General features: G+C 40.8%; 27 protein-coding genes. 3 read left to right on the top strand and 24 right to left on the bottom strand.

The features are described from left to right. The first annotated feature begins 26 nt into the window (after positions 1-26). Positions 27-1,250 (top strand): EAL and HDOD domain-containing protein, encoded by a 1,224-nt coding sequence (locus H5058_RS02620; RefSeq protein WP_179807121.1) that lies wholly within the window; start codon positions 27-29, stop codon positions 1,248-1,250. A gap of 63 nt (positions 1,251-1,313) precedes the next feature. On the opposite strand, the gene H5058_RS02615 is transcribed toward H5058_RS02620, so the two are convergent. From H5058_RS02615 to ccmA, 10 genes are read right to left on the bottom strand one after another with little or no spacing between them, the layout of a single operon-like run. Further along, positions 1,314-2,045 (bottom strand): VacJ family lipoprotein, encoded by a 732-nt coding sequence (locus H5058_RS02615; RefSeq protein WP_179807120.1) that lies wholly within the window; start codon positions 2,043-2,045, stop codon positions 1,314-1,316. Positions 2,046-2,054: 9 nt separating this feature from the next. Next, complete coding sequence (ccmI, locus tag H5058_RS02610) at positions 2,055-3,296, bottom strand: c-type cytochrome biogenesis protein CcmI (protein ID WP_182676792.1); 1,242 nt, start codon at positions 3,294-3,296, stop codon at positions 2,055-2,057. Then, positions 3,297-3,758 carry a cytochrome c-type biogenesis protein gene (locus H5058_RS02605; RefSeq protein ID WP_182676789.1) on the bottom strand — a complete coding sequence of 154 codons (462 nt, stop codon included), beginning with the start codon at positions 3,756-3,758 and terminating at the stop codon, positions 3,297-3,299. Further along, a complete protein-coding gene (locus H5058_RS02600; RefSeq protein ID WP_089367885.1) occupies positions 3,758-4,327 on the bottom strand; it encodes a redoxin family protein in 570 nt (189 codons plus the stop codon). The genes H5058_RS02605 and H5058_RS02600 overlap by 1 nt, the downstream gene beginning before the upstream one ends. Beyond that, the gene (locus tag H5058_RS02595; RefSeq protein ID WP_182676787.1) at positions 4,324-6,294 is read right to left on the bottom strand and encodes a heme lyase CcmF/NrfE family subunit; all 1,971 of its coding nucleotides are present in this window, start codon (positions 6,292-6,294) and stop codon (positions 4,324-4,326) included. Before H5058_RS02595 ends, H5058_RS02600 begins: the two co-directional genes overlap by 4 nt. Before the next feature lie 2 nt (positions 6,295-6,296). Beyond that, positions 6,297-6,776 carry a cytochrome c maturation protein CcmE gene (ccmE, locus tag H5058_RS02590; RefSeq protein ID WP_011327519.1) on the bottom strand — a complete coding sequence of 160 codons (480 nt, stop codon included), beginning with the start codon at positions 6,774-6,776 and terminating at the stop codon, positions 6,297-6,299. Continuing rightward, positions 6,776-6,976 (bottom strand): heme exporter protein CcmD, encoded by a 201-nt coding sequence (gene ccmD, locus H5058_RS02585; protein ID WP_011327518.1) that lies wholly within the window; start codon positions 6,974-6,976, stop codon positions 6,776-6,778. Before ccmD ends, ccmE begins: the two co-directional genes overlap by 1 nt. A gap of 2 nt (positions 6,977-6,978) precedes the next feature. Beyond that, complete coding sequence (locus tag H5058_RS02580) at positions 6,979-7,716, bottom strand: heme ABC transporter permease (protein WP_011327517.1); 738 nt, start codon at positions 7,714-7,716, stop codon at positions 6,979-6,981. A gap of 1 nt (position 7,717) precedes the next feature. Then, entirely contained in the window at positions 7,718-8,404 is a 687-nt protein-coding gene (gene ccmB / locus H5058_RS02575) for a heme exporter protein CcmB (protein ID WP_011327516.1), read from the bottom strand. After that, positions 8,404-9,024 carry a cytochrome c biogenesis heme-transporting ATPase CcmA gene (ccmA, locus tag H5058_RS02570; protein ID WP_089367884.1) on the bottom strand — a complete coding sequence of 207 codons (621 nt, stop codon included), beginning with the start codon at positions 9,022-9,024 and terminating at the stop codon, positions 8,404-8,406. Before ccmA ends, ccmB begins: the two co-directional genes overlap by 1 nt. A 113-nt stretch (positions 9,025-9,137) precedes the next feature. Between ccmA and H5058_RS02565 the strand changes: the two genes are divergently transcribed. Continuing rightward, positions 9,138-11,240 carry a flagellar hook-length control protein FliK gene (locus tag H5058_RS02565; protein WP_182676785.1) on the top strand — a complete coding sequence of 701 codons (2,103 nt, stop codon included), beginning with the start codon at positions 9,138-9,140 and terminating at the stop codon, positions 11,238-11,240. 3 nt (positions 11,241-11,243) lie between these two features. Next, a complete protein-coding gene (locus H5058_RS02560) occupies positions 11,244-11,552 on the top strand; it encodes an EscU/YscU/HrcU family type III secretion system export apparatus switch protein (RefSeq protein ID WP_011327513.1) in 309 nt (102 codons plus the stop codon). Positions 11,553-11,582: 30 nt separating this feature from the next. On the opposite strand, the gene H5058_RS02555 is transcribed toward H5058_RS02560, so the two are convergent. From H5058_RS02555 to flhA, 14 genes are read right to left on the bottom strand one after another with little or no spacing between them, the layout of a single operon-like run. Further along, positions 11,583-11,984: a DUF2802 domain-containing protein gene (locus tag H5058_RS02555; protein ID WP_011327512.1), complete on the bottom strand. Its 402-nt coding sequence runs from the start codon at positions 11,982-11,984 to the stop codon at positions 11,583-11,585. Between the two features lie 18 nt (positions 11,985-12,002). Continuing rightward, positions 12,003-12,500 (bottom strand): chemotaxis protein CheW, encoded by a 498-nt coding sequence (locus H5058_RS02550; protein ID WP_011327511.1) that lies wholly within the window; start codon positions 12,498-12,500, stop codon positions 12,003-12,005. A gap of 24 nt (positions 12,501-12,524) precedes the next feature. Then, on the bottom strand, positions 12,525-13,274 hold the full coding sequence (locus H5058_RS02545) for a chemotaxis protein CheW (protein WP_089367882.1): 750 nt from the start codon (positions 13,272-13,274) through the stop codon (positions 12,525-12,527). Between the two features lie 3 nt (positions 13,275-13,277). Next, a complete protein-coding gene (locus H5058_RS02540) occupies positions 13,278-14,048 on the bottom strand; it encodes a ParA family protein (RefSeq protein WP_011327509.1) in 771 nt (256 codons plus the stop codon). Positions 14,049-14,060: 12 nt separating this feature from the next. Then, the gene (locus H5058_RS02535; protein WP_089367881.1) at positions 14,061-15,020 is read right to left on the bottom strand and encodes a flagellar motor protein MotB; all 960 of its coding nucleotides are present in this window, start codon (positions 15,018-15,020) and stop codon (positions 14,061-14,063) included. Between the two features lie 8 nt (positions 15,021-15,028). Beyond that, entirely contained in the window at positions 15,029-15,793 is a 765-nt protein-coding gene (locus H5058_RS02530; protein ID WP_058372798.1) for a flagellar motor protein, read from the bottom strand. Next, on the bottom strand, positions 15,786-16,961 hold the full coding sequence (locus H5058_RS02525; RefSeq protein ID WP_182676784.1) for a chemotaxis response regulator protein-glutamate methylesterase: 1,176 nt from the start codon (positions 16,959-16,961) through the stop codon (positions 15,786-15,788). Before H5058_RS02525 ends, H5058_RS02530 begins: the two co-directional genes overlap by 8 nt. A gap of 51 nt (positions 16,962-17,012) precedes the next feature. Continuing rightward, on the bottom strand, positions 17,013-19,190 hold the full coding sequence (locus tag H5058_RS02520; protein WP_179807109.1) for a chemotaxis protein CheA: 2,178 nt from the start codon (positions 19,188-19,190) through the stop codon (positions 17,013-17,015). Positions 19,191-19,205: 15 nt separating this feature from the next. Then, a complete protein-coding gene (locus H5058_RS02515) occupies positions 19,206-19,967 on the bottom strand; it encodes a protein phosphatase CheZ (protein ID WP_011327504.1) in 762 nt (253 codons plus the stop codon). A gap of 15 nt (positions 19,968-19,982) precedes the next feature. Next, a complete protein-coding gene (cheY, locus tag H5058_RS02510) occupies positions 19,983-20,366 on the bottom strand; it encodes a chemotaxis response regulator CheY (RefSeq protein WP_011327503.1) in 384 nt (127 codons plus the stop codon). Positions 20,367-20,406: 40 nt separating this feature from the next. Beyond that, positions 20,407-21,117: an RNA polymerase sigma factor FliA gene (locus H5058_RS02505; protein WP_011327502.1), complete on the bottom strand. Its 711-nt coding sequence runs from the start codon at positions 21,115-21,117 to the stop codon at positions 20,407-20,409. A 26-nt stretch (positions 21,118-21,143) separates the two neighbouring features. Further along, on the bottom strand, positions 21,144-22,004 hold the full coding sequence (locus H5058_RS02500; RefSeq protein WP_011327501.1) for a MinD/ParA family protein: 861 nt from the start codon (positions 22,002-22,004) through the stop codon (positions 21,144-21,146). After that, positions 21,997-23,487: a flagellar biosynthesis protein FlhF gene (gene flhF, locus H5058_RS02495; RefSeq protein WP_182676782.1), complete on the bottom strand. Its 1,491-nt coding sequence runs from the start codon at positions 23,485-23,487 to the stop codon at positions 21,997-21,999. Before flhF ends, H5058_RS02500 begins: the two co-directional genes overlap by 8 nt. Before the next feature lie 20 nt (positions 23,488-23,507). Then, positions 23,508-25,619: a flagellar biosynthesis protein FlhA gene (flhA, locus tag H5058_RS02490; RefSeq protein WP_089367879.1), complete on the bottom strand. Its 2,112-nt coding sequence runs from the start codon at positions 25,617-25,619 to the stop codon at positions 23,508-23,510. Positions 25,620-25,661 lie beyond the last annotated feature (42 nt).

The raw sequence follows: 25,661 nt of genomic DNA, 5'->3' as shown, positions 1-25,661 counted from the left end.
TATTTTTTATCTATACGGAATTTTTTATGTACTTTTACGCTGCACGCCAACCGATCTTAGATCGCGATAAAAAGCTTATTGGCTATGAATTACTATTTCGTGATGGTGTAAATAACGTGTTTCCCGATATAGATGGAGATGAGGCAACAACACGCCTAATAGAAGGCAGCCAGTTTAATTTTGGCCTTGAGGATTTAACTGACAATAAACCAGCATATATCAATTTTACTCTAGAAACTTTACTAAAAGGCTACCCTACTTTACTGAGTAAAGACGCTGTGGTGGTAGAGATACTCGAAACGGTGCAACCTGGTAAGCGTTTACTTGCTATTGTTAAAGACTTAAAAGAAAAAGGTTATACATTAGCCTTAGACGACTACATTCATCAACCTGTGTGGCGCCACTTTTATCCATTTATTGATATTATAAAAATTGACTTTTTAACCTGTAATATAGAAACAATTAAAACAATTATTGATGATTTAAAACCTTATCCACATCTAAAATTACTTGCTGAAAAAGTTGAAACCCATGAGGTGTATAACCAAGCATTGGAACTTGGCTTTGATTATTTTCAAGGGTTTTTCTTTTCAAAACCAGAGATGATCCAAAGTAAAGCGCTTCCCCCCTCTGGTATGACATTAGCCGAACTACTTTATGAGACCTCAACGCTTGATATGGATCTAAAAAAGATCACCGATATATTTGAGCGAGATGTAAATCTATCTTATAAGTTACTGCGTTATTCAAACTCTGCAGCATTTGCTAGACGTGCAAAAATAAGCACAATAAAACAAGCGCTTATCACCCTTGGTGCCAATGAAATTAAAAAGCTTTTATCTTTATTATTTGCAGCGCAAGTTTCAACAGATAAGCCTATGGAGCTAATTAGGTTATCGCTCACTCGGGCGCGTTTTAGTGAGTTACTGGCTATTTCGCATGGTAAGTTTAAAGACACAGGAATGGTTTTTTTAACCGGCATGATGTCGCTTATGGATGCTATTTTAGATGAAAGCATGCAAAGTGTGATGCAAAAGCTGCCATTATCTAATGAGATTAAAGCCGCTTTACTTAATGATGAGGGCTTGCTTGCAAGCTACTTAAACTTGGTTAAGTTTTATGAGCAAGGCAACTGGCTGGCAGCTAATCAGATCAGCCAACAACTTGGTTTAGATGATAAAGTACCCGATGCTTACCACGAAGCAATTAGCTGGGTGAACGAGCAAATGCAGTTAATGAGCAATGTTTAATAACAACTTTCTAATCACTAATGAGAAAATAAAACGCCAGCATTGCTGGCGTTTTTAATAGGTTTACAAACTTTCTAAAAAATCTTCATCAAAGTCATCAGGCTCTTCTTTGATTGGCGGGTTACCGTCGTAAAGTTCGTATAATTGGCGTTGAAAATAAATATCTTTAATGAATAAGTAAGGGTCTAGTGAATCGTTCAATAAACCTTCTTGCGCAATTAGTGATGCACGGGCCTCAACAGCCTTTAAAGCAAACACTATAATTGTTTGTGGTGTAGTTAACGCTATTTCAGGTAAAACAAAGTTATCAACCACATCACCGGTTAAGTTACGCGCTGTAGAAGGCCCCATAGCAGGTAGCATCAAGTAAGCACCATCCCCTGCTCCCCATACACCTAATGTTTGCCCAAAATCCTCATCTACATGTTCTAGCCCTAATGAGCTGGCCACATCAAATAACCCAAAAACACCTACGGTCGAGTTAACTAAAAAGCGCGCTAAGCTAACACTGGCATTACTTGGTTTACCCTGTAAGCCTGCGTTGATCATATCTACCGGTGCACTAATATTATTAGTAAAATGCACTAAGCTTTGACGCACTGGTACAGGAGTCACCGTGATATACCCTACGGCGGCCGGTCTTAATATATATGTGTCTAAAACATCCATATTAAAATCGTATATTGGGCGGTTAATATTTTGTAGTGGATCGCGCTCGTCCTTTTGGCTATCAGGTACTTGTGCACACCCGGCCAGCACTAACAAAAATATATAAATTAAACCATGTTTTAACATCGCATATCCTTAAGGTATTAATGTGTCTATTTGCAGTTGCAACTGACGGGTACTTTCACGTTTTAACGCTGCTGAATGCCCTTCTAACTCACCGCTACTTGGCATTACTGAGTCATCATTAGAGATACGTGCAGTAATAACTATATCTTCTGCGCTTGACAAGTTTAACCCTGCAACCATAGAGTTTGCATCACTTAGTTCAACTGTAATAGGAAATTGATACTCGTTAAGCTTAACAACCGCTATTGGCATTGGAGAGCCATTTAACGCTTTTGCAAAAACAAATAAAATTCCGTTTTCAGGTTGTTTATTTTTAAGCTCTGTACTTATATTTACTGTCACTTTAATTGCTGCACTCTTTGTAACGTCAACATTTTGTGCTTGCTGTTGTTCTATCTCACTAATACGCTGCGCAATCATATTATAGCGGGTATCTGCTTTATCCATACTGGCAAGTAATACTTCAAACGCTGCTTTTGCTTGTACCCAATCTTTACGTTCGTAAGCAATGAGTGCCAATAAAGAAATAGCATCTAAATTTTGCGGCTCTTCTTGCAGTACTTTTGAAAGCATACCTGCAGCACGTGTCATGCTTGCTTCACTGCCCTCAAGTAACAGCACTTGGCTGTAACTAATAAGCACCTGCATATTGGCAGGATTCATTTGCAACGCTTTATCAAACGACTGCTGCGCCATATCAAATTCGTTCAATGACATAGCCACACGGCCCAGTAACATCCAAGCAATTTCGTCATCCCCCGTTTGGCTAAGCTTAGTTCGCAGTGCCAATGCAAATGCTTGCAGCTCGTTTTCACTCAGCGGCTCGCCTTTTTGCATAACAGCTCGCTCACCGTACTCTGCCAAGTTATCCATAGCATCGTGCCAAGCCGATATTTGCTGCTGATTACCGGTCATAGAGTAAAAAATACCGGTTAGGGCAATCACAAACGCACCGCCTGTTAAGGCAAAAATACGATTATTACCACGGCTATTAAGTGACTTTTCTGGAGAGAGCTCATTGAGTAAGCGACGTTTGAGCTCGATCACTGACTCACTGTGATTTTGTGCATCAATTCGCTGGTTTTCTAAGTCGTTTTGTAGCTCAACTAAACGCTGTTCATAAATACTAATAAGTTCTGCGTTCGCATTGTGCGTAATGGTTTTAACACGCTCTTTTTTTAAAAAAGGCAACATCACAAACAACAGTGCAATAAGTGTGAGTAAAGCAAAAGACGCCCACATTAAAATCATTTAACTTTGCTCCTGACGTTTATTTTTAGCAATTAATTTAACTAACATTGCTTCGTCGTTGTTGCTCCAGCTTTGTTTTACCGATGCTTTGCGTTGGCGAATAACAATAAAGCCAAAACCAAAAATTACAATCAATACCGGTAAAACCCACAGCACTAAAGTTGCAGGGGTTACTGGTGGATCGTAATGTACAAAGTAGCCATAACGATCGATCATATAATCTATTACTTCGCCTTTCGTTTTACCATCTTTTACTAAAGCTAATACTCGCTCGCGTAAATCTTTTGCTACTACCGCATCAGAGTCGGCAATATTTTGATTTTGACACTTAGGGCAACGTAACTCTTTGGTTAGCTCTTCAAAGCGAACCGCTTGCTCGTTACTGTCAAATTGGTAACGGTCTTGCTGAGCAAGCGCCCCCATACTGACAAAAAGGCTAAGGGTTAATAACAACCACTTCATTATTTGAGCTCCTGCATAATTGGTGCAAACTTAGCACGCCACACTCGCGGATTTATATCACCGGTATGGTGCAACAAAATGGTGCCGCTTTTATCAACTAAAAAAGTCTCTGGCGCACCCGACACACCTAAATCTAACGACAGTGTGCGATGTAAATCTAAAATATTAAACTGATATGGGTCGCCAGCACGCGTTAGCATATTGGTTACGTCACTACGCAGTGCTTGCATATCAAATGGCCCGTCAAAATCGGCATCGTAACCTTGCACATAGTACAAGCCTATAATTTTAACGCCTTGCTCGCGCAATTTAGTTAAGTAGCCTAGCTCTGCTAAACATGTAGGGCACCAGGTACCCCATACATTTAATAAATAAACCTCACCTTTTAACTGCTCATTGCTCCACAGCTTATTATCTTGCATTAGATCTGGCAGGCTAAATTCTGGCATAGATTGCCCTAATCGCCCTGTTTGTATTTCCCTTGGGTTAGCAAATAACCCTTGGAATAAAAACACACAAATAAAAGCAAAAACCAGTAACGGTGCTATAGCTAAAAGCTTACGATTCATGCTTCGCTCTCCGCTGTTTCTTTTGTTGATTGAGGCGATGAGGTGCGATAGCGTTTATCAAATAAAATTACAAACCCTGCTAACGAAATTAATATACCGCCAATCCACATCCAACGCACAAATGGCTTATGATAAATTCGTAATGACCACGCGCCTTCGCTTAATTGCTCACCTAACGCTAGGTATAAATCGCGTGTGAAGCCTGCATCAATTGCTGCTTCTGTCATAAACTGCATACCAATATCGTAACGGCGTTTTTCGGCATGTAACTGAGTAACTAGCTTGTTATTTTTTAATACCGATACAACACCCGCATGGCCACTGTAATTAGCCCCGCGAACATTTTTTACCCCTTCAAAGCGGTATTGATACTGATTAAGCTGCACCGTATCACCTGGTTTCATTGATACGTCGCGCTCAACAGAGTATGCCGAAGTAAGGGTTACGCCAGCAATTACAAAGGCAATACCTATATGGCCAAGTACCATAGCCCAATAACCTAAACCTAAGCGTTTAAAGCCTTCTTTAAAGGTGCTATGAACGGTAACTTTACTGTACAAATCAATACCCGTTGTAATTACAATCCATACTGCTAACGCGGTTGCTAATAAGGTAAGCGGTGCAATCACATCATAGCTAGAGAATAACCAAGCAAAGGTAATAATAATGCTAACTAATACACCCATTAGTATTTTATTTTGTAAAAACGCCCATTTATTTTGCTTCCAGCGTAAAAACGGCCCAATACCCATTAAAATAGCAAATGGCACTAACAGTATTGCAAACATCTTATTAAAAAATGGTTCGCCAATTGAAATGCTGCCTAAGCCCATTTCTTTATGCACCATAGGTAATAAAGTACCTAGTAATACAATTAAAGTAGCAACCACTAAAAATATGTTATTTAGCCACAGTGCTACTTCGCGCGATACTAATTTGTAACGCCCTTCGCTTCGCACTTGCGATACTCGCATGCCATAAAGTGCTAATGCGCCACCAACAACAATCGCTAAAAAAGCCAGTATAAATAAGCCTCTATCAGGGTCAGTCGCAAAGGCATGCACAGATACAATAATACCTGAGCGCACAATAAAGGTGCCCAGTAAGCTAAGCGAAAATGCTGCAATTGCTAACAGTACGGTCCATGATTTAAATACACCACGTTTTTCTGTCACACTCAATGAATGTAATAGCGCCGTTGCTACTAACCAAGGCATTAAAGATGCGTTTTCTACTGGATCCCAAAACCACCAGCCGCCCCAGCCAAGTTCTGAATACGCCCACCAACTTCCTATGGTAATACCTAAAGTTAAAAAGCCCCACGCGGTCATAGTCCAAGGACGAGACCATTTGGCCCAAGTATTATCTAGCTTGCCAGTTAAAAGTGCCGCAATTGCAAAAGCAAACGCTACAGATAGCCCTACATAACCCATATAAAGTAACGGCGGGTGTATGATCATACCCGGATCTTGTAGTAGCGGATTTAAGTCGCGCCCCTCTACCGGAAAATAAGGTAATAAACGCTCAAATGGGCTTGAAAGCAATAAGGTGTACATCATAAAGCCAACACCTAAAAAGCCAAGCACACCAAGTACACGAGCACGCAATACCCAAGGTAGTGCTTTAGAGCGCAGTGCAACAACAGCTGTCCAACCTGCTTGCATCAATAACCATAATAAAATAGCGCCTTCGTGCCCACCCCAAGTTGAGGTTATTTGATAATACCAAGGCAAAGAGCTACTTGAATGATACGCCACATATGCAACCGTAAAGTCATTTGTAAGGCTGGCATAAATAAGGGCGGCAAACGAAATAAATACAAATACAAATTGCCCTACCGCTAACGAAGGGGCAGCACGCATTAAGCGTAAATTACCGGTATGTGCCCCCCACAGCGGAAAAACACATAATAAAACGCTTAGCACCATGGCAAGCGTTAAAGAAAAATAACCAAGTTCTGGGATCATTATTAATTACCACTATCTAGGTTGTATTTAGGTTTCTCGTGTTTAATTCCTTTTAACGCTTCTGCCACTTCAGCAGGCATGTATTCTTCATCATGCTTAGCAAGTACTTCAAATGCTTCTATTACATTGGGCTCCACAAGTACACCTTGTGCAACTATGCCTTGGCCTTCGCGAAATAGGTCAGGCAAAATCCCCTGATAACGCACTACCACGGTTGGGCCTGTATCAACTAAAGTAAAGCTTACTTTTAAACTTTGCTCATTGCGCTCTACCGAACCTGGTACAACCATGCCACCAATGCGTAGCTTTTGGCCTATTTGTGGTTTTTCTTTATTGGGGCCTTTACCGTCAACAAGCTCACTTGGGGTATAAAATAAATTAATGTTTTCTTGTAATGCATACAGTACCAAGCCTATTGAGGCACCAATGCCAAACAGCACTGCAACAATAACTAAAAGGCGTTTTTTACGTCTTGGGTTCATTATATTTGCTCCTGCTTAGCATTTTTAATACGAACTTCTCGCGCTATTTGTTGCTCTACCGATGCCATAATATGTTTAGTCTCTCTGAGTGAACTAAATAAAATACCTAATAAAATAAGTGCGCATGTACCAAAAGAAAGCCACACATAAAATCCATAGCCTCCCATTGCAATAAAATCAGAAAATGAGTCAAACTGCATAACTACCTCTTAGTTAACAACTGGCGCACCCATGGGCGATGCTTTTCACGTTGTAATATTTCATTTTTAAGACGAATTAAAGTAACAGTGCCAACAAAAGCCGCAAACGCCAAAATGTTTACCATTAATGGCCAAAACATACTGGGATCAATTGCTTTGGTATCTAGCTTAGTTATTGACGCTCCTTGGTGTAGGGTGTTCCACCACTCAACAGAGTAATGAATAATAGGTAAATTAATAACCCCTACGATAGCCAAAATAGAAGCGGCACGACCCGCTGCCTTTTTATCTTCAAAGGCATGGTACAAAGACAACACACCCAAATATAAAAATAATAAAATTAGCTCTGAGGTTAAGCGCGCATCCCATACCCACCAAGCGCCCCACATAGGTTTACCCCATGCAGCACCGGTTATAAGTGCAATCGCAGTAATGCATGCCCCTACAGGCGCAATTGCAATAACTGCAAGTTCAGCGTTTCGTAACTGCCAAACCAGCGCAATAATGGCAGCAATTGCCATTGATGAATAAGCACCCATAGATAAAATAGCCGAAGGCACATGAATAAAAATGATACGGTAGCTGTCTTTTTGTTGGTAATCGGCAGGCGCAAAACCAAGCCCCCATACCCAACCAACTAACATACTAATAACCGTAACTACGGCAAAATAAGGCAATAACGTATTGCATAGCTTATATGCACGCTCTGCTTTAGCATAGGGATGTAACCACTTCCACATATTAACTTACACTCACTTTTAATGCTGACGATATGGCGATTGGCGCACTAATAATAGCAATAACTAACATAGCGCCAAGAATGGCAAGCTGCCCACTATAATCCAGCGACATAGTACTGGTATCGATAGCTGACGTTGCAAAAATTAAAACCGGAATATACAAAGGCAACACCAATAAACTCATTAAAATACCGCCTTTTTGTAATCCTACAGTAAGCCCAGCCCCAATTGCGCCAATAAAGCTCAACAAAGGCGTACCTAATAATAGCGTTAGTAACGTAGCCATTAATGCTGTGTTATCTAAATTCAATAGTAGTGCAAACAGTGGGGTCATTAATACTAAAGGAAGCCCAGTGATCACCCAATGCGCGGCTACTTTAGCCAACACAGTTAACGATAACGGATACGACGATGCAATAAGTTGTTCAAGTGAGCCATCGTTATAATCATCTCTAAACAGCTTATCTAACCCCAACATAGTTGAGAGCAAAGCAGCCACCCAAATTATACCCGGCGCCATTCTTGCCAGTAGACCGGGCTCTGGCCCAATAGCTAACGGAAATAATGAAATAACAATTAAAAAGAACAAAATAGGATTGATAATTTCAGCGCGCTGACGAAAAGCAAGTTTAACATCTTTACTAAACACGGCTTTAAAAAGTAACCAATAGGAGTGTTGTCGGGTCATTAGTGACGATACTCCAAAGTGAGTGTTTGTAGGTCGCTAAAATGAGCCGTTAAATCTTGATGCGTGGTTAGCAATATAGCTCCGCCATTTTTTAAATGCTCAACAAAACGTTGCTGTAAAAAGGCAACACCACTTTTATCAAGTGCTGTAAATGGCTCATCTAAAATCCATAGCTTAGCTTCACTTAACCATAATCGAGCTAACGCAACACGGCGTTGCTGCCCAGCAGAGAGCGTTCTAACCGGTACATCTTCAAGGCCTACTAAGCCAAGCTTACTTAATAAAGGGTATAAATCACCTTCATTAGTGTAGCCATTAATTGCCAACCAATGTTTAACGTTTTCAAGCGCACTGAGCTGCACATTAACCCCGGTTTTATGGCCTATAAATAATAGATCTCTGGCGTACTCTTCATAGTACTTTTTAATCGACTGATTAAGGTACAGAATATCGCCTTCATCAGGCATAGAAAAGCCCGCTATAATACGTAATAAAGACGTTTTACCAGCACCATTAGCACCCGCTAATTGCATGATTTGGCCGCTATTAAGGCTAAAATTAAGATCCGCAAACAAACAACGTTCTTGCTTGATGCAGGTGACGGACTTAATGTGTAACAAGATGACGATTCTCTCTGCCAAAAATTAGGCGTTAGTCTATCATAATGATAGGGTAATACGAATATTGCTTTAAAATCGATTCACTAAAAATAAAGAAAACTTGATTTAAAATAATGAATACACCTACGCAAATTACATTATCTAATTCATTGGTTAATAACCTAACTTCTAATGCGCCTAAGCATAACTTAACCTCGCTTCCTGGCGAGATGCTTGCGGCAAAAAACATTCAGTTTTCTAAAGAATCGATTACCCTAGATGTATTAATAAATAAGCACTGGCAAACTCTCAGGCTTGGTATTACAACTGCGCCAAAAAACTTAGACAAAATAGCCAGTGCGAGCATACAGCTCAGTAACGAGGGCAAGTCACTTACAATTACCCCCAACAATACAAGGCTTACACTTAATCAACCGGTGCAATTACAGCAATTTTTAAATTATATAAATACCGGAAGCGAGTTACAAAATAATCCTATGCCGGCGCAGGTCGTATTAACGCCTACACCCAAGCTGGTAATTGAAAAGCTTAATGCCAGCATTGCAATTAATAAAGAGGTAGCGCAACTACTGGCCGCCGAGCAACCATTAAAAATAATAATTAGCACTAATAATAAAGGCGCGCAGCTAGACGTTATCAATCGCTTTGCTGAATCCGTGCATACACAACCCATAACTCAAGCAAAACTAGCAAGTTTACTTGCGCAAAATTTGCCAAATGCACAGCTACAAGCAACCCCTAAATTTGCAATTTTAACGCATGCACAACAAGCAGGTTCATTTAAGCTTAATATAAACAATAATCAACTTAACCAACTTTCGCATACCGTAACAAACGTAAACTTGAGCAGCCAAGCCAACAAACTGTTAATTCAAACTAATATAAACAGTACCACTGTCATACTTAAAAACTCGTTCACAAAACCGTTTAATCAACTAATTTCGGCGCAGCAAAGCAGCGTATCAACAAGCAATTTAAATAACCCTACTAGTCCATTAATAGCGGCTAATAACAGCCCTATTGATTCTTGGTTAAAAAGTAGTTTTGGTGAACTAAAAACGCGTATAAGTGATGCAGTAAAATACTTCGAAAACAAACCTTTTGCCGCTATAAATCAAACGACAACTGGTATTAATAAACTAAATGTCGCCGAGCAGTTAAACCAGCAACCTAACCAGTTGCCACCTTTAGTGCAGTTAACCCAATTAATTAAATCAAGTGTTAGCTTATGGCAGTTGCCAACAAGCATGCTCTTTGCAACAACAAGCAATGGCAAACTAAGTTCGCAAAATCAATTACATCCTTTAGAAGCTAAATTACTCGCTCCACTGCTAAACCAACTCAGTGCAGCTAGCGCAATAAACACACCCAATAACACGCCGCTTTTAAGCAGCAAAATAGCAGATATTGCACAGCAGTTATCGCAGCAACCAGCCGACTTAACGCGCCTCGTAAATCAGGCATTTAATCGGATGGTTTCTAGTAATAATTTACACCCAACAGCTATACAGCGCGAAATTCTTGCCACATTACAACCAACGCAACTGACAAACGACACGCTGCAAAGCAGTTTTAGTAAGGGATTAGAGCAACTTGCAGTAAGCATTTTAGCCGCGCCTATTATTAGCCAAACAACTACACCTATTAGCATTAATAATCAAACCGGCTTAGATGCACTACTGCAGGTGTTATTACCCACATTTAAAACCGGCAACTCTGGTGCTAAATTACTTGAGCAACTGCAACAAAGCCAAGTGCAAGCACTTGCGGGGGAGTTAACACAAGTTAAAAATACCCTTGGCCAAGTAAATGTTACCCCTGCTAATCAGCTAGCCGACTCAAACCCCTTGGTAAACTTTTTATTACCAATGAAATTACCGCCAGAAGCGGCGCAAACAGAAATAACATTAGGCCAATATAAAAAGCCCAGTGGCGATAAGCTAGCAGAAAAAAATGTCTGGTTTGTTAGGTTAAACTTTGATTATGCACAGCTTGGTCAGTTACAAATTACTGCCGAATTAATGGATAAAGCACTTGATTGCCAGTTATTTGCATCAAGCCAAGAAGTGACCGCTATGGCTTATCCGCATCTTGATAATTTAAGATCAAAATTAGCCAAGCATGGTTTGCAAGTAGGTGATCTTACTTTAAAGCAAGGCGATGCAAGCCATCAAGCTTTTTATAAATCGCATGCCATTATTAATATTAAGGTATAAAAAATGAGTGACTCAGCCAACAACAAATCTGCGATTGGGCTTTTATATGCAGCCGGAAACTCGCCAATGGTAAGTACCAAGGGCTTTGGTAAATTAGCTGATGAAATAATAGCAGCGGCTGAAAAAAAAGGCATTATGATCCATCAAGATGAAGCATTAGCCAAAACGTTATCACACTTAGAGCTTGGGGAAGAAATACCTAAAGAGTTGTATTATGTAATTGCTGAGCTAATTGCATTTTCGTATGTATTAAGAGGGCAATTTCCGCCAGGCTGGCAAGACTTTCAAGGTAAGTTAAATATTAAGGCGTAGCTTTAACAGCATTAAAAAGCAAAAAAGACGCTAAGCGCCTTTTTGTTTATGCAATGAAAACAGCAGTTCTGCTTCTGCTCTAGGTAATTCGCATTCACGAATTACTTCTTCTAAATCAGCTCCAAGTTCGACCATTTTTACAGCACGAGAATAAATTTTTGCATCTGGATCGTCATACTTTTGCGCTGCTTGTTGTTGAGTTAGCTCTTCATTTTGCTGTTCAACTTCAAGTACTCGCTTACCAATACTTAATAACCCAGTGCGCAACTCTTGTACCTCACTGCGTAAAATATTAATTTGCTCAGCCGAGTCTTTAAATTGCTGCAGCTGAGAGGTAAGCTCACTTGCATAGCTGCTTTTAAATAGAATGATCATCGCCAATGCTATAAGGGCAACAGCTAACGCTATAATTGCTAAACTGAGTAATAACATAATTTTTAGTGGTAAAGCTTATAAATCGCTCAACTCATCCCATTCGTCGTCACTAAGTAGCTTATTTAAATCAACTAAAATAAGTAACTCGTTTTCGCGATTACACACACCCTGAATAAACTTAGCGCTTTCTTCTGTGCCTACATTCGGCGCACTGTCTATTTCTGAGCTGCGCAAATAAACCACTTCAGATACGCTGTCGGCTAAAATACCAATAACTTGCTCTTCAGCTTCAATAATTAAAATTCGCGAATTATCTGTTGCATCCGTACCGGCTAAACCAAAACGGGCACGAGTATCAATAACCGTAACCACATTGCCACGTAAGTTAATAATACCAATCACGTACGAAGGTGCACCAGGTACAGGGGCTATTTCAGTGTAGCGTAATATTTCTTGCACTTGCATTACGTTAACACCGTAAGTTTCGTCTTCTAACTTAAACGTTACCCACTGTAGTATTTCATCATTATTATCTGCATTTTTATTTGCTGACAGTAACTTATCTTGGTTCATGCTGTTTCCCCGTAATGGTCATTACTACTGACGGCTGTCTAGGCCTTTCTCTAATAATGCATTTAAATTATTTACATCTATTAAAGCGCACATTTTTTCTTTAATAACACCGGCAAGCCATGGGCGCTTACTTTGGTTTGTACGCCATTTTACATCTTCTTTACTCAATGTAATGTTATTTATTAGCTTTTCTGCCAATAATCCCCACTGACTGTCGCCTAGTGTAATTAAATACTTGTAGTTAAGTGACGCCTCTAACTTTTCGTCATACTTTTCTGGCATAACCCAACGTGCGGTATCAACCACATTAAGTTTTTCATCTCTATTGAGCATAACGCCTTTAAACCACTTTGGTTTACCAAATAAATGATTTACTTCACTTAATTCATGTATACCGCCTAACGCTTTAAGCGGCACAGCTAGCGTTAATCCTGCCACTTCAAAAAATAAGGCTTGAAACTGCCCGTCAAAATAATCAGCTTGGCTTTGTGCGGCTAATATTTGCTCGGCCGACAGTGTTTGCTCAGCAGAGGTGACTAGGGCTTTGATTTCTTGCGCTATCGGCTTTTTAATAATTTCTGGCACAACTTGCTCAAATACTGGCGTACTTTGTGTGCTCTGCGCTTCTAAATCTGGGTGTTCAGTCTTTTTATCCGTTACTTGCTCAAGTAATTTTGCAACGGGTTCAAGATTATCTACAGGCTCGTCTTCGCACAATAACGCGCCTAGATATTGAGTCATTACTTTTTCATTAGCAAATAATTGCTTACTCATTGATTAACCTTGTTCTATTAAATAGTCGAGCAATGCCTTGTAGGCATATACCCCGCGAGACCGTGGGCAAAATTCACTTGGAACTTGTTGCGCTAAACTGGCGTCTCTAAATTTGGTATCTACCGGAACAACGCCCGGCCACACTTTATCAGTATAAGTATTTTGCAGTGTTTTATATGCCTCTAACGAGGCTTTAGTGCGCTTATCGTACATGGTGGCAATTATAGTATATTCATAGCTTTTAGCTTGAGATGTTTGCATTAACTGCATAGTACGCATCATTCTGTCGAGCCCCTTTAGCGCTAAAAACTCGGTTTGTACCGGCACTAAAATGCGTTCACTCGCAGCTAGCGCATTAACCATTAATACGCCAAGTACTGGGGGGCAATCGAGGATTGCATAGTCGTAATATTCGCTTATTTTTGCAAGCGCTTTTTTTAATATTAATCCCATGCCGGTTTTATTGCCCATACTTCTATCTAGAGTAGCAATAGCCATAGTGGCGGGTAATATATCTAAGTTTTCAATACTAGATGGACATAATGCTTGGAGTATTTCTTCGCTTTGCATGCTAGTTCCGCGTACAAAAATATCGTATACGCTAACCTCTAAATCCTCAGAATCAATGCCAAAGTAATAGGTTAATGAGGCATGAGGATCGGTATCAATCAATAATACGCGCTTACCTTGAGATGCTAAAATACCTGCAAGGCTAACCGCGGTTGTGGTTTTCCCTACTCCACCTTTTTGATTTGCTACAGTCCAAATCTTCACATTGCATCCTAATTACAGTTCATTTCGAGTCGATATACGAATACCGCCATGGGGTAAACGAATTATTTTTATTGTATTATCGTCAGAGGGTAATTCTGCTTCAGGCTCAGGTTTAACGACTACTTGTTGCGGCTCAACGCTTACTACTTCTGCTGTTGGTGGCAACCCATATTTAGATAGGGCAATAACTACTTTGCGATTTTCAGCACGCCCTTGCTTAGTATCGTTAGTGGCAAAAGGAGAATATTGACCATATCCCTCAATCGCCATTCGCGCTGAATTTATACCTAGCCTTTCAAGCTCAACTAAAACGGCTGTTGCACGCGCCACCGACAACTCCCAATTCGAGCGGTACATTTCATTACCTATGGTTTGGTTGTCAGTATAGCCGCGTACTCTAATATAGTTATCTACCGGAGCAATTATATCTTTAATTATTTTAACAACTTGCTTAGCTCGAACTTGCGCTACACTACTGCCACTTGAAAATAGCATGCCAGAACTAAGCTCAATGATCAGCCAATCTTGGCTGAGTTCTAAACTTGCTTCACCATCGCGTATTTCATCTATTAATGACGATTGCAGCTTAGCCAACAAACTATCGAGTGGTTTGCCAAGGTGTTTTTGATCAATATTACTGGTATCGCTTTGTCCGTCCAGCAGCTTTGGCCCGTGTTCTTCTTTTAAAATACTTTCGCCGTAGAGCACTTCTTGCTCTGGGGTTACTCTGTCTGTCAATATTGCGTCGCCATTTACCCCAGTTCCTTGCTGCGAATGTTGACGGGCTGACTTATCAAATACATAACCAATCGAATCGGACAGCACTTGAAATTTCTCTTCTTTGTTAATTGCTATTGCGTACAAAACCACAAAAAAGGCAAACATAATCGTCATATAATCAGCATAAGACACCAGCCAACGTTCTGTGTGTTGACTTTTAGTAGTGGTGTTGCGTAAGCGACGACGTAACATAATAGCTGCTACTCAACCACGACATTTGGGCGGTCAACCCGATAGGCTTCAAGCTTTAATTCAATGCTTACTGGGCTTTCGCCTTGGCTTATTGCAATTACGCCCTCGGCAAGCATTTCGTGATAAAGCATTTTTTGCTCAACCCGTTGCTTTAACTTATTAGCCATAGGTAAAAATAATAAATTAGCTAAACCCACGCCATAAATAGTTGCTATAAAGGCAGTGGCAACACCGGCTCCAAGCTTTTGCGGATCTGTAATAAACGACATTGCCTGAATAAGACCAAGCACGGCCCCTAAAATACCTATGGTCGGACTATAACCGCCCATAGCTTCATAAACACGACTTGCCTCTAGCAGACGTTCGCGCTCTAACAGTAAATCTATTTCTAACGTATCGCGCAGTTTTTGATCTGAGCAACCATCAACTAATAATCCAAGCCCTTTTGCAGCATAGGCATCTGGGTGGGTAAGCGCTTCGTTTTCAAGGGCTAAATAACCTTCTTGACGTGCTTTATGTGACCATCCTTTTACTTGCTCTATGGCATCTTCAATATTGTATTTAGGCGATACAAAAACCCAGTGCGTAATTTCTAGCATCTTTTTAAAAGTACTGGCTGATGTTTGTAACATTACAGCACCCAATGTGCCGCCCAGTACAATGATCAACGCAGGTCCGTTAAATAATGCCGATACCACACCGCCCTCTAACGAGTAACCTATTGCAATGGCGCCTAAGCCAATAAGTAAACCTAGTACGGAAAGCTTATCCACAGCCCACCTCTGTCTTTAAACGTATTGCTACTTCATCTAATGGCAAACTTTCGCTCGCTAAACCAGCATTAGCAATTGCTTGTGGCATACCATAAACAACACAACTTTTTTCATCTTGTGCCCAAATGGTTGCCCCTGATTGTTTAAGCATACGAGCGCCTTCACGCCCATCTGCGCCCATACCAGTTAATACTATAGCTAATACATCACCTTGATACGCTTTAGCGGCACTGGCGAAGGTTACATCAACGCTTGGTTTGTAACTAATGCGCTCGCTGTTATCTTCAAAAACTCGTAGTGTTCTACTTGCCCCACGACCATCAATCATCATTTGCTGGCCACCCGGTGCTAAGTAAGCCACACCTGCTTGCAGTCGATCTCCTTGCTGCGCTTCTTTTACCTGAATTTTACACAAACTATTTAAGCGTGCCGCAAAAGCCGGAGTAAACGCAGCGGGCATATGCTGAATTAATAATATAGGGTGCGGAAAGTTAGCAGGAAGCTGAGTTAATATAGTTTGCAGCGCAACAGGTCCACCGGTTGATGTGCCAATTGCAACTAGTTGATAGTGCTTGCCACTCGTGCGCTTTGTTACTATTGCACTGCGACTAGTTACTGGCGAATTATTAAAGCTTCGCTCTGGTTGTACTACTGTTGTTGCTGTTTTATTTGTTTGTGCAAACCTTGCTGCTAATGCGCTTGGCGCTGAAGTAGGTGTAAATAAAGGTTTGTTTATACTGGAGGGGCTAGGGCTAGCAACACGTCTAATACGTTGGCGGCCAATTTCTTTTACTTTGCTTTGCAGCAGCTTAATGGCATCTTCGTTATTGCGAGCAATGTCTTCAAATTTTTTCGGTAAAAAATCCATAGCACCAGCATCAAGTGCATCTAAAGTTGCAGTTGCACCGGAGCGAGTTAACGAAGAAAACATTAAAATTGGCGTCGGGTTACTGGCCATAATTTCTTTTACAGCACTTATACCATCCAACACCGGCATTTCTACATCCATAGTGATCATATCAGGATGTAAACTAGCTGCTTTTTCTACAGCATCTTGGCCATTTACGGCAAAGCCAATTACTTCAATCTCGCTATCTAATTCAAGAATCTCACTCACTCGACGGCGAAAAAAGCTCGAATCATCAACAACTAAAACTTTAACGGCCATTTTGCTCTCTTATTTTTATTGTGTAGACGTATAAAGTATACGTCTACTTTATTATTTACCTGCGTAGTGTTTTAACATACTCGGTACATCTAATATAAGTGCAATACCACCATCCGAAGTAATAGTGGCACCTGCCATTCCAGGCGTACCTTGTAATAAAGCGTCTAACGGCTTAATAACCACTTCTTCTTGACCAATTAACGAATCAACCACAAAGCCAACTTGTTGTGTACCTATTTGCACAATAACCACATGCCCTTGCGCTTTACGGCTTGTACGATCGGCACCTTTCACTAGCCAATGCTCTAAATAAAATAAAGGCACTGCTTTTTTACGAACAATAATAGTTAACTGACCATCAACCACATTCGTTTTAGTAAGGTCCAAGTTAAATATTTCACTTACCCCTGCTAATGGTAGTGCAAATGTTTGCTCACTCACTACCACCATTAAGGTAGGTAAAATAGCCAAAGTTAACGGTACTTTAATTTCAAGTATAGTGCCCACACCTAGTTCTGACTCTATGCTAACCGAGCCATTTAACTGGGTGATTTTAGTTTTAACCACATCCATGCCAACACCACGACCAGAAATATCAGATATTGCTTCTTTGGTAGAAAACCCTGGCGCAAATATCAGATTGTAAGCTTCGGTGTTAGACAAACGGCTTGCTTGCTCTTGATCAAGCACACCTTTTTTAATTGCTATTTGTTTTAGTTTTTCAGCATCCATACCTGCGCCATCATCTTTAATGGTAAGCAAAATATGATCCCCCTGCTGCGAAGCAGAAAGCGTAACGGTACCTGTTCTCGGTTTACCCGCAGCTTCACGATCATCTGGCATTTCTATACCATGATCAACCGAGTTACGTACTAAATGCACTAATGGATCGGCCAGTGCCTCAACTAGGTTTTTATCTAAATCGGTTTCTTCGCCAACCAGCAATAAATTAATATCTTTATTTAAGGTACGTGCTAAGTCGCGAACAACACGCGGAAAACGGCCAAATACTTTTTTGATTGGCTGCATTCGCGTTTTCATTACCGCGCCTTGCAAATCAGCTGTAACAACATCTAAGTTAGATATTGCTTTACTCATAGATTCACTTTCTGAACTGGTGGCTAAACTCACTAAACGATTACGTACTAATACAAGCTCGCCCACCATATTCATAATTTGATCAAGGCGTTTAGTATCAACCCTTACTGTTGTTTCAGCTTGTGCAGGCGGCGCTTTTTTAGCAACTGGCGCAGCGGTATTGGTATTAGCACTTGCTGCTACAACAGCCGCTTGTGGCTGCTTAACTTTATCAACTGCTACTGGTGAGGCTTTAACTACAGCTGCTTTAGGAGCCGTAACTTTATTTACAGGTGCAGGTGTTGCCGCGCTTTCTTTAGATTTTGGCGCCGCTCCCTTGCCATGTAGCTCATCTAGTAAAGCTTCAAACTCATCGTCACTTATTTCATCATCGTTAGTGCTAGCAGCCGGACTTTGAGCTGCTTGAGGTTTTGGAGTTTTATTTACCGCACCAAAACTTCCCACCCCGTGAAGCTCATCTAATAAGCTATCAAATTCATCGTCGGTAATATCGCCACTTAAGTCGCTGCTATTACTTAATGACTCTTTTATTGCAGGGCCTTTACTTTTGCCATGAAGTTCATCAAGTAAGTTTTCGAATTCATCTTCGCTAATTTCATCAATATGCGCATCGTTTGCTGTAGCGTTTGTTGCTGCACTGGGTGCATCAAACAACTCATCAAATGCAAAAGGGTCATCATCTAAATTAGCATCTTGCGTTATTACTGGCGCAATAGTGTCACCACCAAGCTCTTCTTCTGTGGGGGGTAAACCTAATTTATGTAATATTTCGAGTAACTGGGGATCGGCAGGCTCTGGTTGCTCACGATTTTTTATCGTAGCAAACATTTCGTTAATAGTATCAAGTGCTTGAAGTATAACATCCATTAGCTCAGAGTTAACTGTTCGCACTTTTTGGCGCAGTAAGTCAAACACGTTTTCTGCGCCATGGCAGGCATCTACCAGCTCTGACATCGCTAAAAAGCCCGCGCCACCTTTAACAGTGTGAAAGCCTCTAAAAATAGCGTTCAATAATTCAGTATCTTCTGGGTTATTTTCCAGTTCAACTAATTGTTCAGATAAAAGCTCAAGGATTTCTCCAGCTTCAACTAAAAAATCTTGTAATATATCTTCATCGACTTCAAAGCTCATGCAGTTACTCTCCTATTAGAAGCCCAAACTTGATAAAAGATCATCAACTTCGTCTTGATCAGATACAACATCATCACGCGATTCTTTATCAATAATAGGGCCTTCTGGGCCTGCTAATGCTTGTGCGGCAATCGAGTTTTCTGTTTTTTGTTGCTCTTGGTTATCGTTTTCATCTTGTGCTGCAAACGCAGTTAACAGATGAATTAAACTTTCTTCAACTTCGCGTACCAGCTCAATAACACGGCGAATTACTTGTCCGGTTAAATCCTGATAATCTTGAGCCATTAACACATTAGTCATTAATACTTGCAACTCATCGGTTTTAAGATGCGAGCTGTTCATAAATTTATCAATGCTATGACACAATGTTTTAAATTCACCAAGTTCAAGATCGCGGCTCATTAACCGATCCCAGGTTGGCTTGATATGCGAAATATCATCAGCTAATTGCTGGGCTAAAGGCAGGCTCGCTTCAACCGCATCCATGGTTTTGTTGGCGGCGTTTTCTGTCATTTCTATGACATAGTTAAGTCGCTTTTTAGCATCCGGAATGGCATCAGTGGTTAAATCTGTTATGCGGGTGTCAAGCTCAAAACCCTTTAAAGACTCGTGCAACTGGCGCGTTAATTTACCTACTTCTGCAAACAAATATGATTGTTCTTGAGAGGCAGTTTCTAAAATTAACTGATCAGCTTTATGTTGCTCACCGTTTTCTAAAAAAGTGACCAGCTGACGTGCTTGCTCTAAAGTAATCTGAGGCGCAGCAGGTGCTGACATAAGCCTCTCCCCTTATTAACCTAAGCGTTCGAACACTTTTTCTAATTTAGTTTTTAATGTACCCGCAGTAAATGGCTTAACAATATAACCATTAACACCTGCTTGGGCTGCTGCAATAATTTGCTCTTTCTTAGCTTCTGCAGTAACCATTAAAACCGGAAGATGCTTTAATTTGTCATCTGCGCGTATTGCTCTTAACAAGTCAATACCTTGCATGCCCGGCATATTCCAATCTGTTACTACAAAGTCAAATGATTGATTTTGCAACATAGGTAAAGCAGTTGAGCCATCATCTGCTTCTAAAACATTGGTAAACCCTAAATCACGCAATAGGTTTTTAATAATACGTCTCATCGTTGAAAAGTCATCAACAACAAGAATTTTTATGTTTTTATCCAAAACATCCTCCAGTGAGGCCTAAACCTGTATTTACTTACTTCTAATTTATCCAGTCATTGATTTTTGCTTTTAGCTTAATCATCGCCTGACCATGTATCTGACTTACACGCGACTCACTTACATCGAGTATCTGTCCAATTTCTTTTAAATTCATTTCATCGTTATAGTACAACGAAAGCACCATTGCATCTCGCTCTGGTAGGGATTTAATTGCACTTAATAAAGATTCATTAAACCTTTCATTTTTAACATTATTAAAGGGTTTGTCTAGTGCTAAATCGTGCCCAACAGGTGTTATAACATCCTCATCAATACCTAAATCTTCTATTCCCAAGATTTTACTGGAATTAACATCGGTTAAAATATGATGATATTGCTCTAGTGTAATTTCAAGCTTTTGGGCAACTTCACTGTCTGTAGGTTCACGATTCAGGCTGCTTTCTAATGCTGAAATAGCTTCTATAACCTGGCGGCTTTTACGATGTACTGAGCGAGGAGCCCAGTCTCCACGGCGCATTTCATCAAGCATAGCGCCCCGAATACGAATACCCGCAAAGGTTTCAAAACTAGCGCCTTTAGTGGCATCAAAGTTTTTTGACGCCTCTATTAATCCTATCATTCCTGATTGAATTAAATCATCGAGTTGTACACTAGGGGGTAAACGAGCAATTAAATGACATGCTACTTTTTTTACTAATGAAGCATGCTTTTCAACAATCATATTTAAATTTTGTGTTGATTCATATCCCATAGCTCTATTCACCAATGTAGTCATAGTTAGCCGTTAACGAGTTTCTCAATGAAAAATTCTAAATGACCCGAAGGCTGGTTCGGTATTGGCCACTTTGTTATTCTTGTTGCTAATGTTTTAAAGGCAAGTGCAGCTGGAGAACTAGGAAACAGTTCAACAATTACTTTTTGACGACGTGTTGCTTTGCGCATATTTTCATCATAAGGAACGGTTGCAACCAGCTCCATTGATATATCTAAAAATCGGTCTGTAACCTTTGATAGCTTTGCAAATAACTCTTGCCCTTCGCGTAATGAACGCACCATGTTGGCAACAATTTTAAATTTATACACGCCATGTTCGCGGCTTAATACTTTGATCAGTGCATAGGCATCGGTTATTGAAGTTGGCTCGTCACATACCACAACCAAAACATCTTGTGCAGCGCGAGAAAAACTCAGCACCATATCCGATATACCGGCAGCGGTATCAACAACTAATATATCAAAATCAGTATTGAGTTCGCTAAAAGCACGAATAAGCCCAGCATGTTCTGCAGGCGACAACTCAACCATACTTTGTGAACCCGAAGTCGCTGGTACTATTTTTATCCCAGCGGGGCCTTCTACTAGTATTTCATCAAGCTCACATTCGCCAGATAACACATGCGATAAATTACGCTCAACACGTAGTCCAAGCATTACATCACAATTGGCTAAACCCAAATCGGCATCAAGCACTAACACTCTATTGCCTTGCTGACCTAAAGCGATCGCAGTATTTAACGATACATTTGTTTTTCCAACGCCACCTTTACCGCCAGTGACGGCGATAACCTTAACGCCGTTATTATTATTTTTGCTCATTTTACGCAGGCCGCTTGCTTGATCTAATACTGTGTTAATCATACATCTCTACTGTGCTCGACGCCACTGATTGGTGTCGTGAATGTTGTACTTTTGTTCTCTTTAAATATAATTGCTCAGCTTTTTTCACTAGTTTTTCTGCATTTGCAACTCGAATATCTTCAGGTACTCGTTGACCATTAGTAAGATACCCTATTGGCAGGCGATTTTGAATCGCAATACTAATTATCTCGCCTAAACTTAATGATTCGTCGAGTTTAGTGAAAATACAACCGCTTAACTGTACTTTTTTAAAGTGTCTTACGGTTTCTTGTAACACATTTATTTGCGCAGTGGCACTTAATACTAAGTAATTACGAATATCCACACGCTGATTACGCATTAAGGTATTTAGCTGCTCAGTTAAACGTAAATCACGTTGGCTCATACCTGCGGTATCTATAAGTACTAAGCGCTTGTTACGTAAATGATATAACACTTCGGCCAGTTCGTTCGCATCTTTAACTTGTTTAACCCCACAGCCAATAATACGGCCATATGTTGCAAGCTGCTCGTAAGCACCAATTCTGTAAGTATCGGTAGTAATTAGCGCTACTTTATCAGCACCATATTTTTGTGCACCTAATGCCGCGAGCTTAGCCACTGTAGTGGTTTTACCCACACCGGTTGGGCCAACTAATGCGTAAACACCACCTTGGCGCAAAATTTCGTTATTCGTGGTTTGCATCTGATCTTCAACCATAGTTAACAGCGCTTTCCAGCCCTGCTGACGCGGAACATCTTCAGGTACAAAACAAGCCATTTGCTCAGCAACTTCTTTATCGATTCCCATGCCTACTAAGCGGTCAATCATGCATGCGCGCGTTGGGTCACGGCGCGCCATATCTTGCTGCATTAAACCCGACACTTGGTGCTCTAATAACTGGCGAATTGCGTTCATTTCTTCACGCATTGTGCTCATTGCTTCACTTTCGGTATTTTTAGTCGTGTGTTTTTGCGCAACTGGCGTGTCTAACTCATCAAAATCACGGTCTAGGTCATCAAAACCTAAGCTGTCAGCTTGCGTTTGTGGGCGTGCTTGCGCAGCTTCTTCACGCGCAAACATATTTGTAGGGCGTTGTTTAGCGATCGGCTCTTGATAATGCTCTGAGGTATCTATACCTGATTGCGAAAACATTGAAGCCAATTCTGCTGAACGTGGACGCGGCGACTGGCGCTCTAATAATGCTTGTAAGCTGTCGGCTACCTTTGCTTGTGGCTCAGGTCTAGCACGCTGTGGCTCTGGTTTTACAAAGTTATGCATGCTTTGCGAGTGGGCAGAATGTGCCGTACGCTGCTGCAGCGGCGCACTTTGTTGTGGCGCGGCGGCTTTAGGGGCTGCTTTGTCATAATCAACCGCTGCGACAATTTCTACGCCGTTTGCGAGTTTTTTATTAGACATAATAACCGCATCAACACCTAGCTCATCTTTAACTTCTTTAAGTGCTGTGCGCATATCTTTAGCAAAAAAACGTTTAATCTTCATGGTTCAACCCCTTTAAAATCTTATTGTTGGCCTACTGAGCTAACAATCTTGATCTGCCTTTCGTCTGGTATCTCTTGATAAGACATCACTCGCAATCCTGGAATGGTGTACTTAACAAAACGAGATAACACAGTGCGTAACATTCCTGACGTTAACAGTATTGAAGGTTCACCGGCCATTTCTTGATTTTGATGCGCTTCGTTTAATGACACTTGAAGTCGCTCTGCAAGTCCTGGCTCTATTCCGGCACCTTCGTCGCCTGCATTTTGTAATGACTGATGCAACATCTGTTCCAACTCAGGCGCCAAGGTTATGACAGGGATTTCTGAAGACATACCCACCGCATCTTGAACTATTAATCGACGCAGTGAAATACGTACCGCAGCGGTTAAAACATCTGGGTCTTGGCTACGCGGGCCATACTCTACAAGGGTTTGTACTATTGAGCGCATATCGCGAATAGCTACACCTTCGTTTAATAAATTTTGTAAAACTTTAACTATAGTAGTTAATGGCAATACATCAGGCACCAAGCCTTCTACTAACCTTGGGTGACTTTTTGCTAGCATATCTAATAGGTTTTGTACTTCTTCGTGGCCTAATAATAACGCCGCATTATTGGTGAGTAATTGGCTAATATGAGTGGCAACCACAGTCGCCGAATCAACCACGGTATAACCAAGCGATTGCGCTTCATCTTTTTGATCAGGCTTGATCCACACCGCATCTAAACCAAAAGCCGGATCTTTAGTTTCAATCCCTTTTATAGGACCAAATACTTGCCCCGGATTAATTGCCAATTCATCGCCGTGTTTTAGTTCGCCTTCGCCACTTGATACGCCCATTAAGGTAATTCGGTATGCATTTGGGTCTAGCTCTAAGTTGTCGCGTATATGCACCGGGGGCACTAAAAAGCCTAATTCTTGAGAGAGCTTTTTACGCACGCCTTTAATACGGTTTAGCAATTCACCACCTTGGGATTGATCAACCAATGGAATAAGTCGGTAACCTACCTCTAAACCAATTACATCAACCTGCTGCACATCGTCCCAGCCTAACTCTTTTTGCTCTTGCTTATTGGCAATGCCTGTACCTACTGCGCTGCCATTAGCGGTTTCCTCAGCAAGTGCTGCTGCCGCTTTTAATTTGTTTTGTTGGGTGTAGTAAGCTAAATAACCTAATAATGCGCCCAAGCTTAAAAACGCTACGTGTGGCATACCAGGTACTAAACCCATAATAATTAAAATGCCTGAAGCAATAAATAACGACTTTTCGTTACCGAGTTGTTTCTTAAATTGATCGCCCATGTTGTGCGACTCATTTTGACGCGTTACAACAATAGCAGTACCAATAGAGAGTAATAATGAGGGAAGTTGTGCAACTAAGCCATCACCTATAGTGAGCAAGGTATAAATTTCCATGGCATTGCCAAAGCTTAAATCGTGTTGGATCATGCCAACAAATAAGCCACCAACAATATTAATAATTAATATAACAATACCGGCAATAGCATCGCCTTTAACAAATTTACTGGCACCATCCATAGAACCATAAAAGTCGGCTTCGCGGGTAACTTCTTCGCGGCGCTCTCGGGCTTGCTCGGCGCTAATAAAGCCCGCATTCATGTCGGCATCAATTGCCATTTGTTTACCCGGCATAGCGTCAAGGGTAAAGCGCGCCGACACTTCAGAAATTCGCCCAGCACCTTTAGTAATTACCACAAAGTTTATGATAATCAAGATTAAAAACACCACTAAACCTACCGCATAGTTACCACCAATAACTACAGAGCCAAAGGCTTCAATTACTTTACCGGCAGAGTCACCACCATTGTGGCCCTCAAGTAATACTACTCGGGTGCTGGCAACGTTAAGTGCCAAACGCATAATAGTGGCGATTAGTAACACAGCCGGAAACATACCAAATTCAAGTGGTTTCATGGTGTATACAGTTACCAGTAACACCACCAAAGCAAGGGCAATATTAAAAGAAAATAATATATCAAGCAGGAACGGAGGAAGAGGTAAAATGACCATACCCAGCGCAGCAAGTACCATTAATGGTGTACCTACGCCTTTGGCATACTCTTTTTTATCTTTGTTAAGTTGTTGTAATACCGCTTTAAATCCCATAACCCTACAATTTCAAAAAATTGACACTACTGTGAAATTGCA

It is taken from the genome of Pseudoalteromonas sp. SR45-4 (assembly GCF_014163535.1).
Taxonomy (GTDB): Bacteria; Pseudomonadota; Gammaproteobacteria; order Enterobacterales; family Alteromonadaceae; genus Pseudoalteromonas; species Pseudoalteromonas nigrifaciens.
Note: the sequence above shows the minus strand (reverse complement) of the source record. Positions and strands in the feature narration are given on the sequence as shown.

What these genes read in the sequence shown, in the direction of transcription:
- ccmE (WP_011327519.1), bottom strand. Translation starts at nt 6,776, where the DNA reads ATGAACCCAAGACGTAAAAAACGCCTTTTAGTTATTGTTGCAGTGCTG.
- H5058_RS02545 (WP_089367882.1), bottom strand. Translation starts at nt 13,274, where the DNA reads ATGAGTAAGCAATTATTTGCTAATGAAAAAGTAATGACTCAATATCTA.
- H5058_RS02550 (WP_011327511.1), bottom strand. Translation starts at nt 12,500, where the DNA reads ATGAACCAAGATAAGTTACTGTCAGCAAATAAAAATGCAGATAATAAT.
- H5058_RS02505 (WP_011327502.1), bottom strand. Translation starts at nt 21,117, where the DNA reads ATGGGATATGAATCAACACAAAATTTAAATATGATTGTTGAAAAGCAT.
- H5058_RS02520 (WP_179807109.1), bottom strand. Translation starts at nt 19,190, where the DNA reads ATGAGCTTTGAAGTCGATGAAGATATATTACAAGATTTTTTAGTTGAA.
- H5058_RS02615 (WP_179807120.1), bottom strand. Translation starts at nt 2,045, where the DNA reads ATGTTAAAACATGGTTTAATTTATATATTTTTGTTAGTGCTGGCCGGG.
- H5058_RS02555 (WP_011327512.1), bottom strand. Translation starts at nt 11,984, where the DNA reads ATGTTATTACTCAGTTTAGCAATTATAGCGTTAGCTGTTGCCCTTATA.
- flhA (WP_089367879.1), bottom strand. Translation starts at nt 25,619, where the DNA reads ATGGGATTTAAAGCGGTATTACAACAACTTAACAAAGATAAAAAAGAG.
- H5058_RS02500 (WP_011327501.1), bottom strand. Translation starts at nt 22,004, where the DNA reads ATGATTAACACAGTATTAGATCAAGCAAGCGGCCTGCGTAAAATGAGC.
- H5058_RS02560 (WP_011327513.1), top strand. Translation starts at nt 11,244, where the DNA reads ATGAGTGACTCAGCCAACAACAAATCTGCGATTGGGCTTTTATATGCA.
- ccmB (WP_011327516.1), bottom strand. Translation starts at nt 8,404, where the DNA reads ATGACCCGACAACACTCCTATTGGTTACTTTTTAAAGCCGTGTTTAGT.
- H5058_RS02565 (WP_182676785.1), top strand. Translation starts at nt 9,138, where the DNA reads ATGAATACACCTACGCAAATTACATTATCTAATTCATTGGTTAATAAC.
- ccmD (WP_011327518.1), bottom strand. Translation starts at nt 6,976, where the DNA reads ATGCAGTTTGACTCATTTTCTGATTTTATTGCAATGGGAGGCTATGGA.
- H5058_RS02515 (WP_011327504.1), bottom strand. Translation starts at nt 19,967, where the DNA reads ATGTCAGCACCTGCTGCGCCTCAGATTACTTTAGAGCAAGCACGTCAG.
- H5058_RS02525 (WP_182676784.1), bottom strand. Translation starts at nt 16,961, where the DNA reads ATGGCCGTTAAAGTTTTAGTTGTTGATGATTCGAGCTTTTTTCGCCGT.
- H5058_RS02595 (WP_182676787.1), bottom strand. Translation starts at nt 6,294, where the DNA reads ATGATCCCAGAACTTGGTTATTTTTCTTTAACGCTTGCCATGGTGCTA.
- H5058_RS02600 (WP_089367885.1), bottom strand. Translation starts at nt 4,327, where the DNA reads ATGAATCGTAAGCTTTTAGCTATAGCACCGTTACTGGTTTTTGCTTTT.
- H5058_RS02605 (WP_182676789.1), bottom strand. Translation starts at nt 3,758, where the DNA reads ATGAAGTGGTTGTTATTAACCCTTAGCCTTTTTGTCAGTATGGGGGCG.
- H5058_RS02620 (WP_179807121.1), top strand. Translation starts at nt 27, where the DNA reads ATGTACTTTTACGCTGCACGCCAACCGATCTTAGATCGCGATAAAAAG.
- H5058_RS02535 (WP_089367881.1), bottom strand. Translation starts at nt 15,020, where the DNA reads ATGTTACGTCGTCGCTTACGCAACACCACTACTAAAAGTCAACACACA.
- flhF (WP_182676782.1), bottom strand. Translation starts at nt 23,487, where the DNA reads ATGAAGATTAAACGTTTTTTTGCTAAAGATATGCGCACAGCACTTAAA.
- H5058_RS02580 (WP_011327517.1), bottom strand. Translation starts at nt 7,716, where the DNA reads ATGTGGAAGTGGTTACATCCCTATGCTAAAGCAGAGCGTGCATATAAG.
- ccmI (WP_182676792.1), bottom strand. Translation starts at nt 3,296, where the DNA reads ATGATTTTAATGTGGGCGTCTTTTGCTTTACTCACACTTATTGCACTG.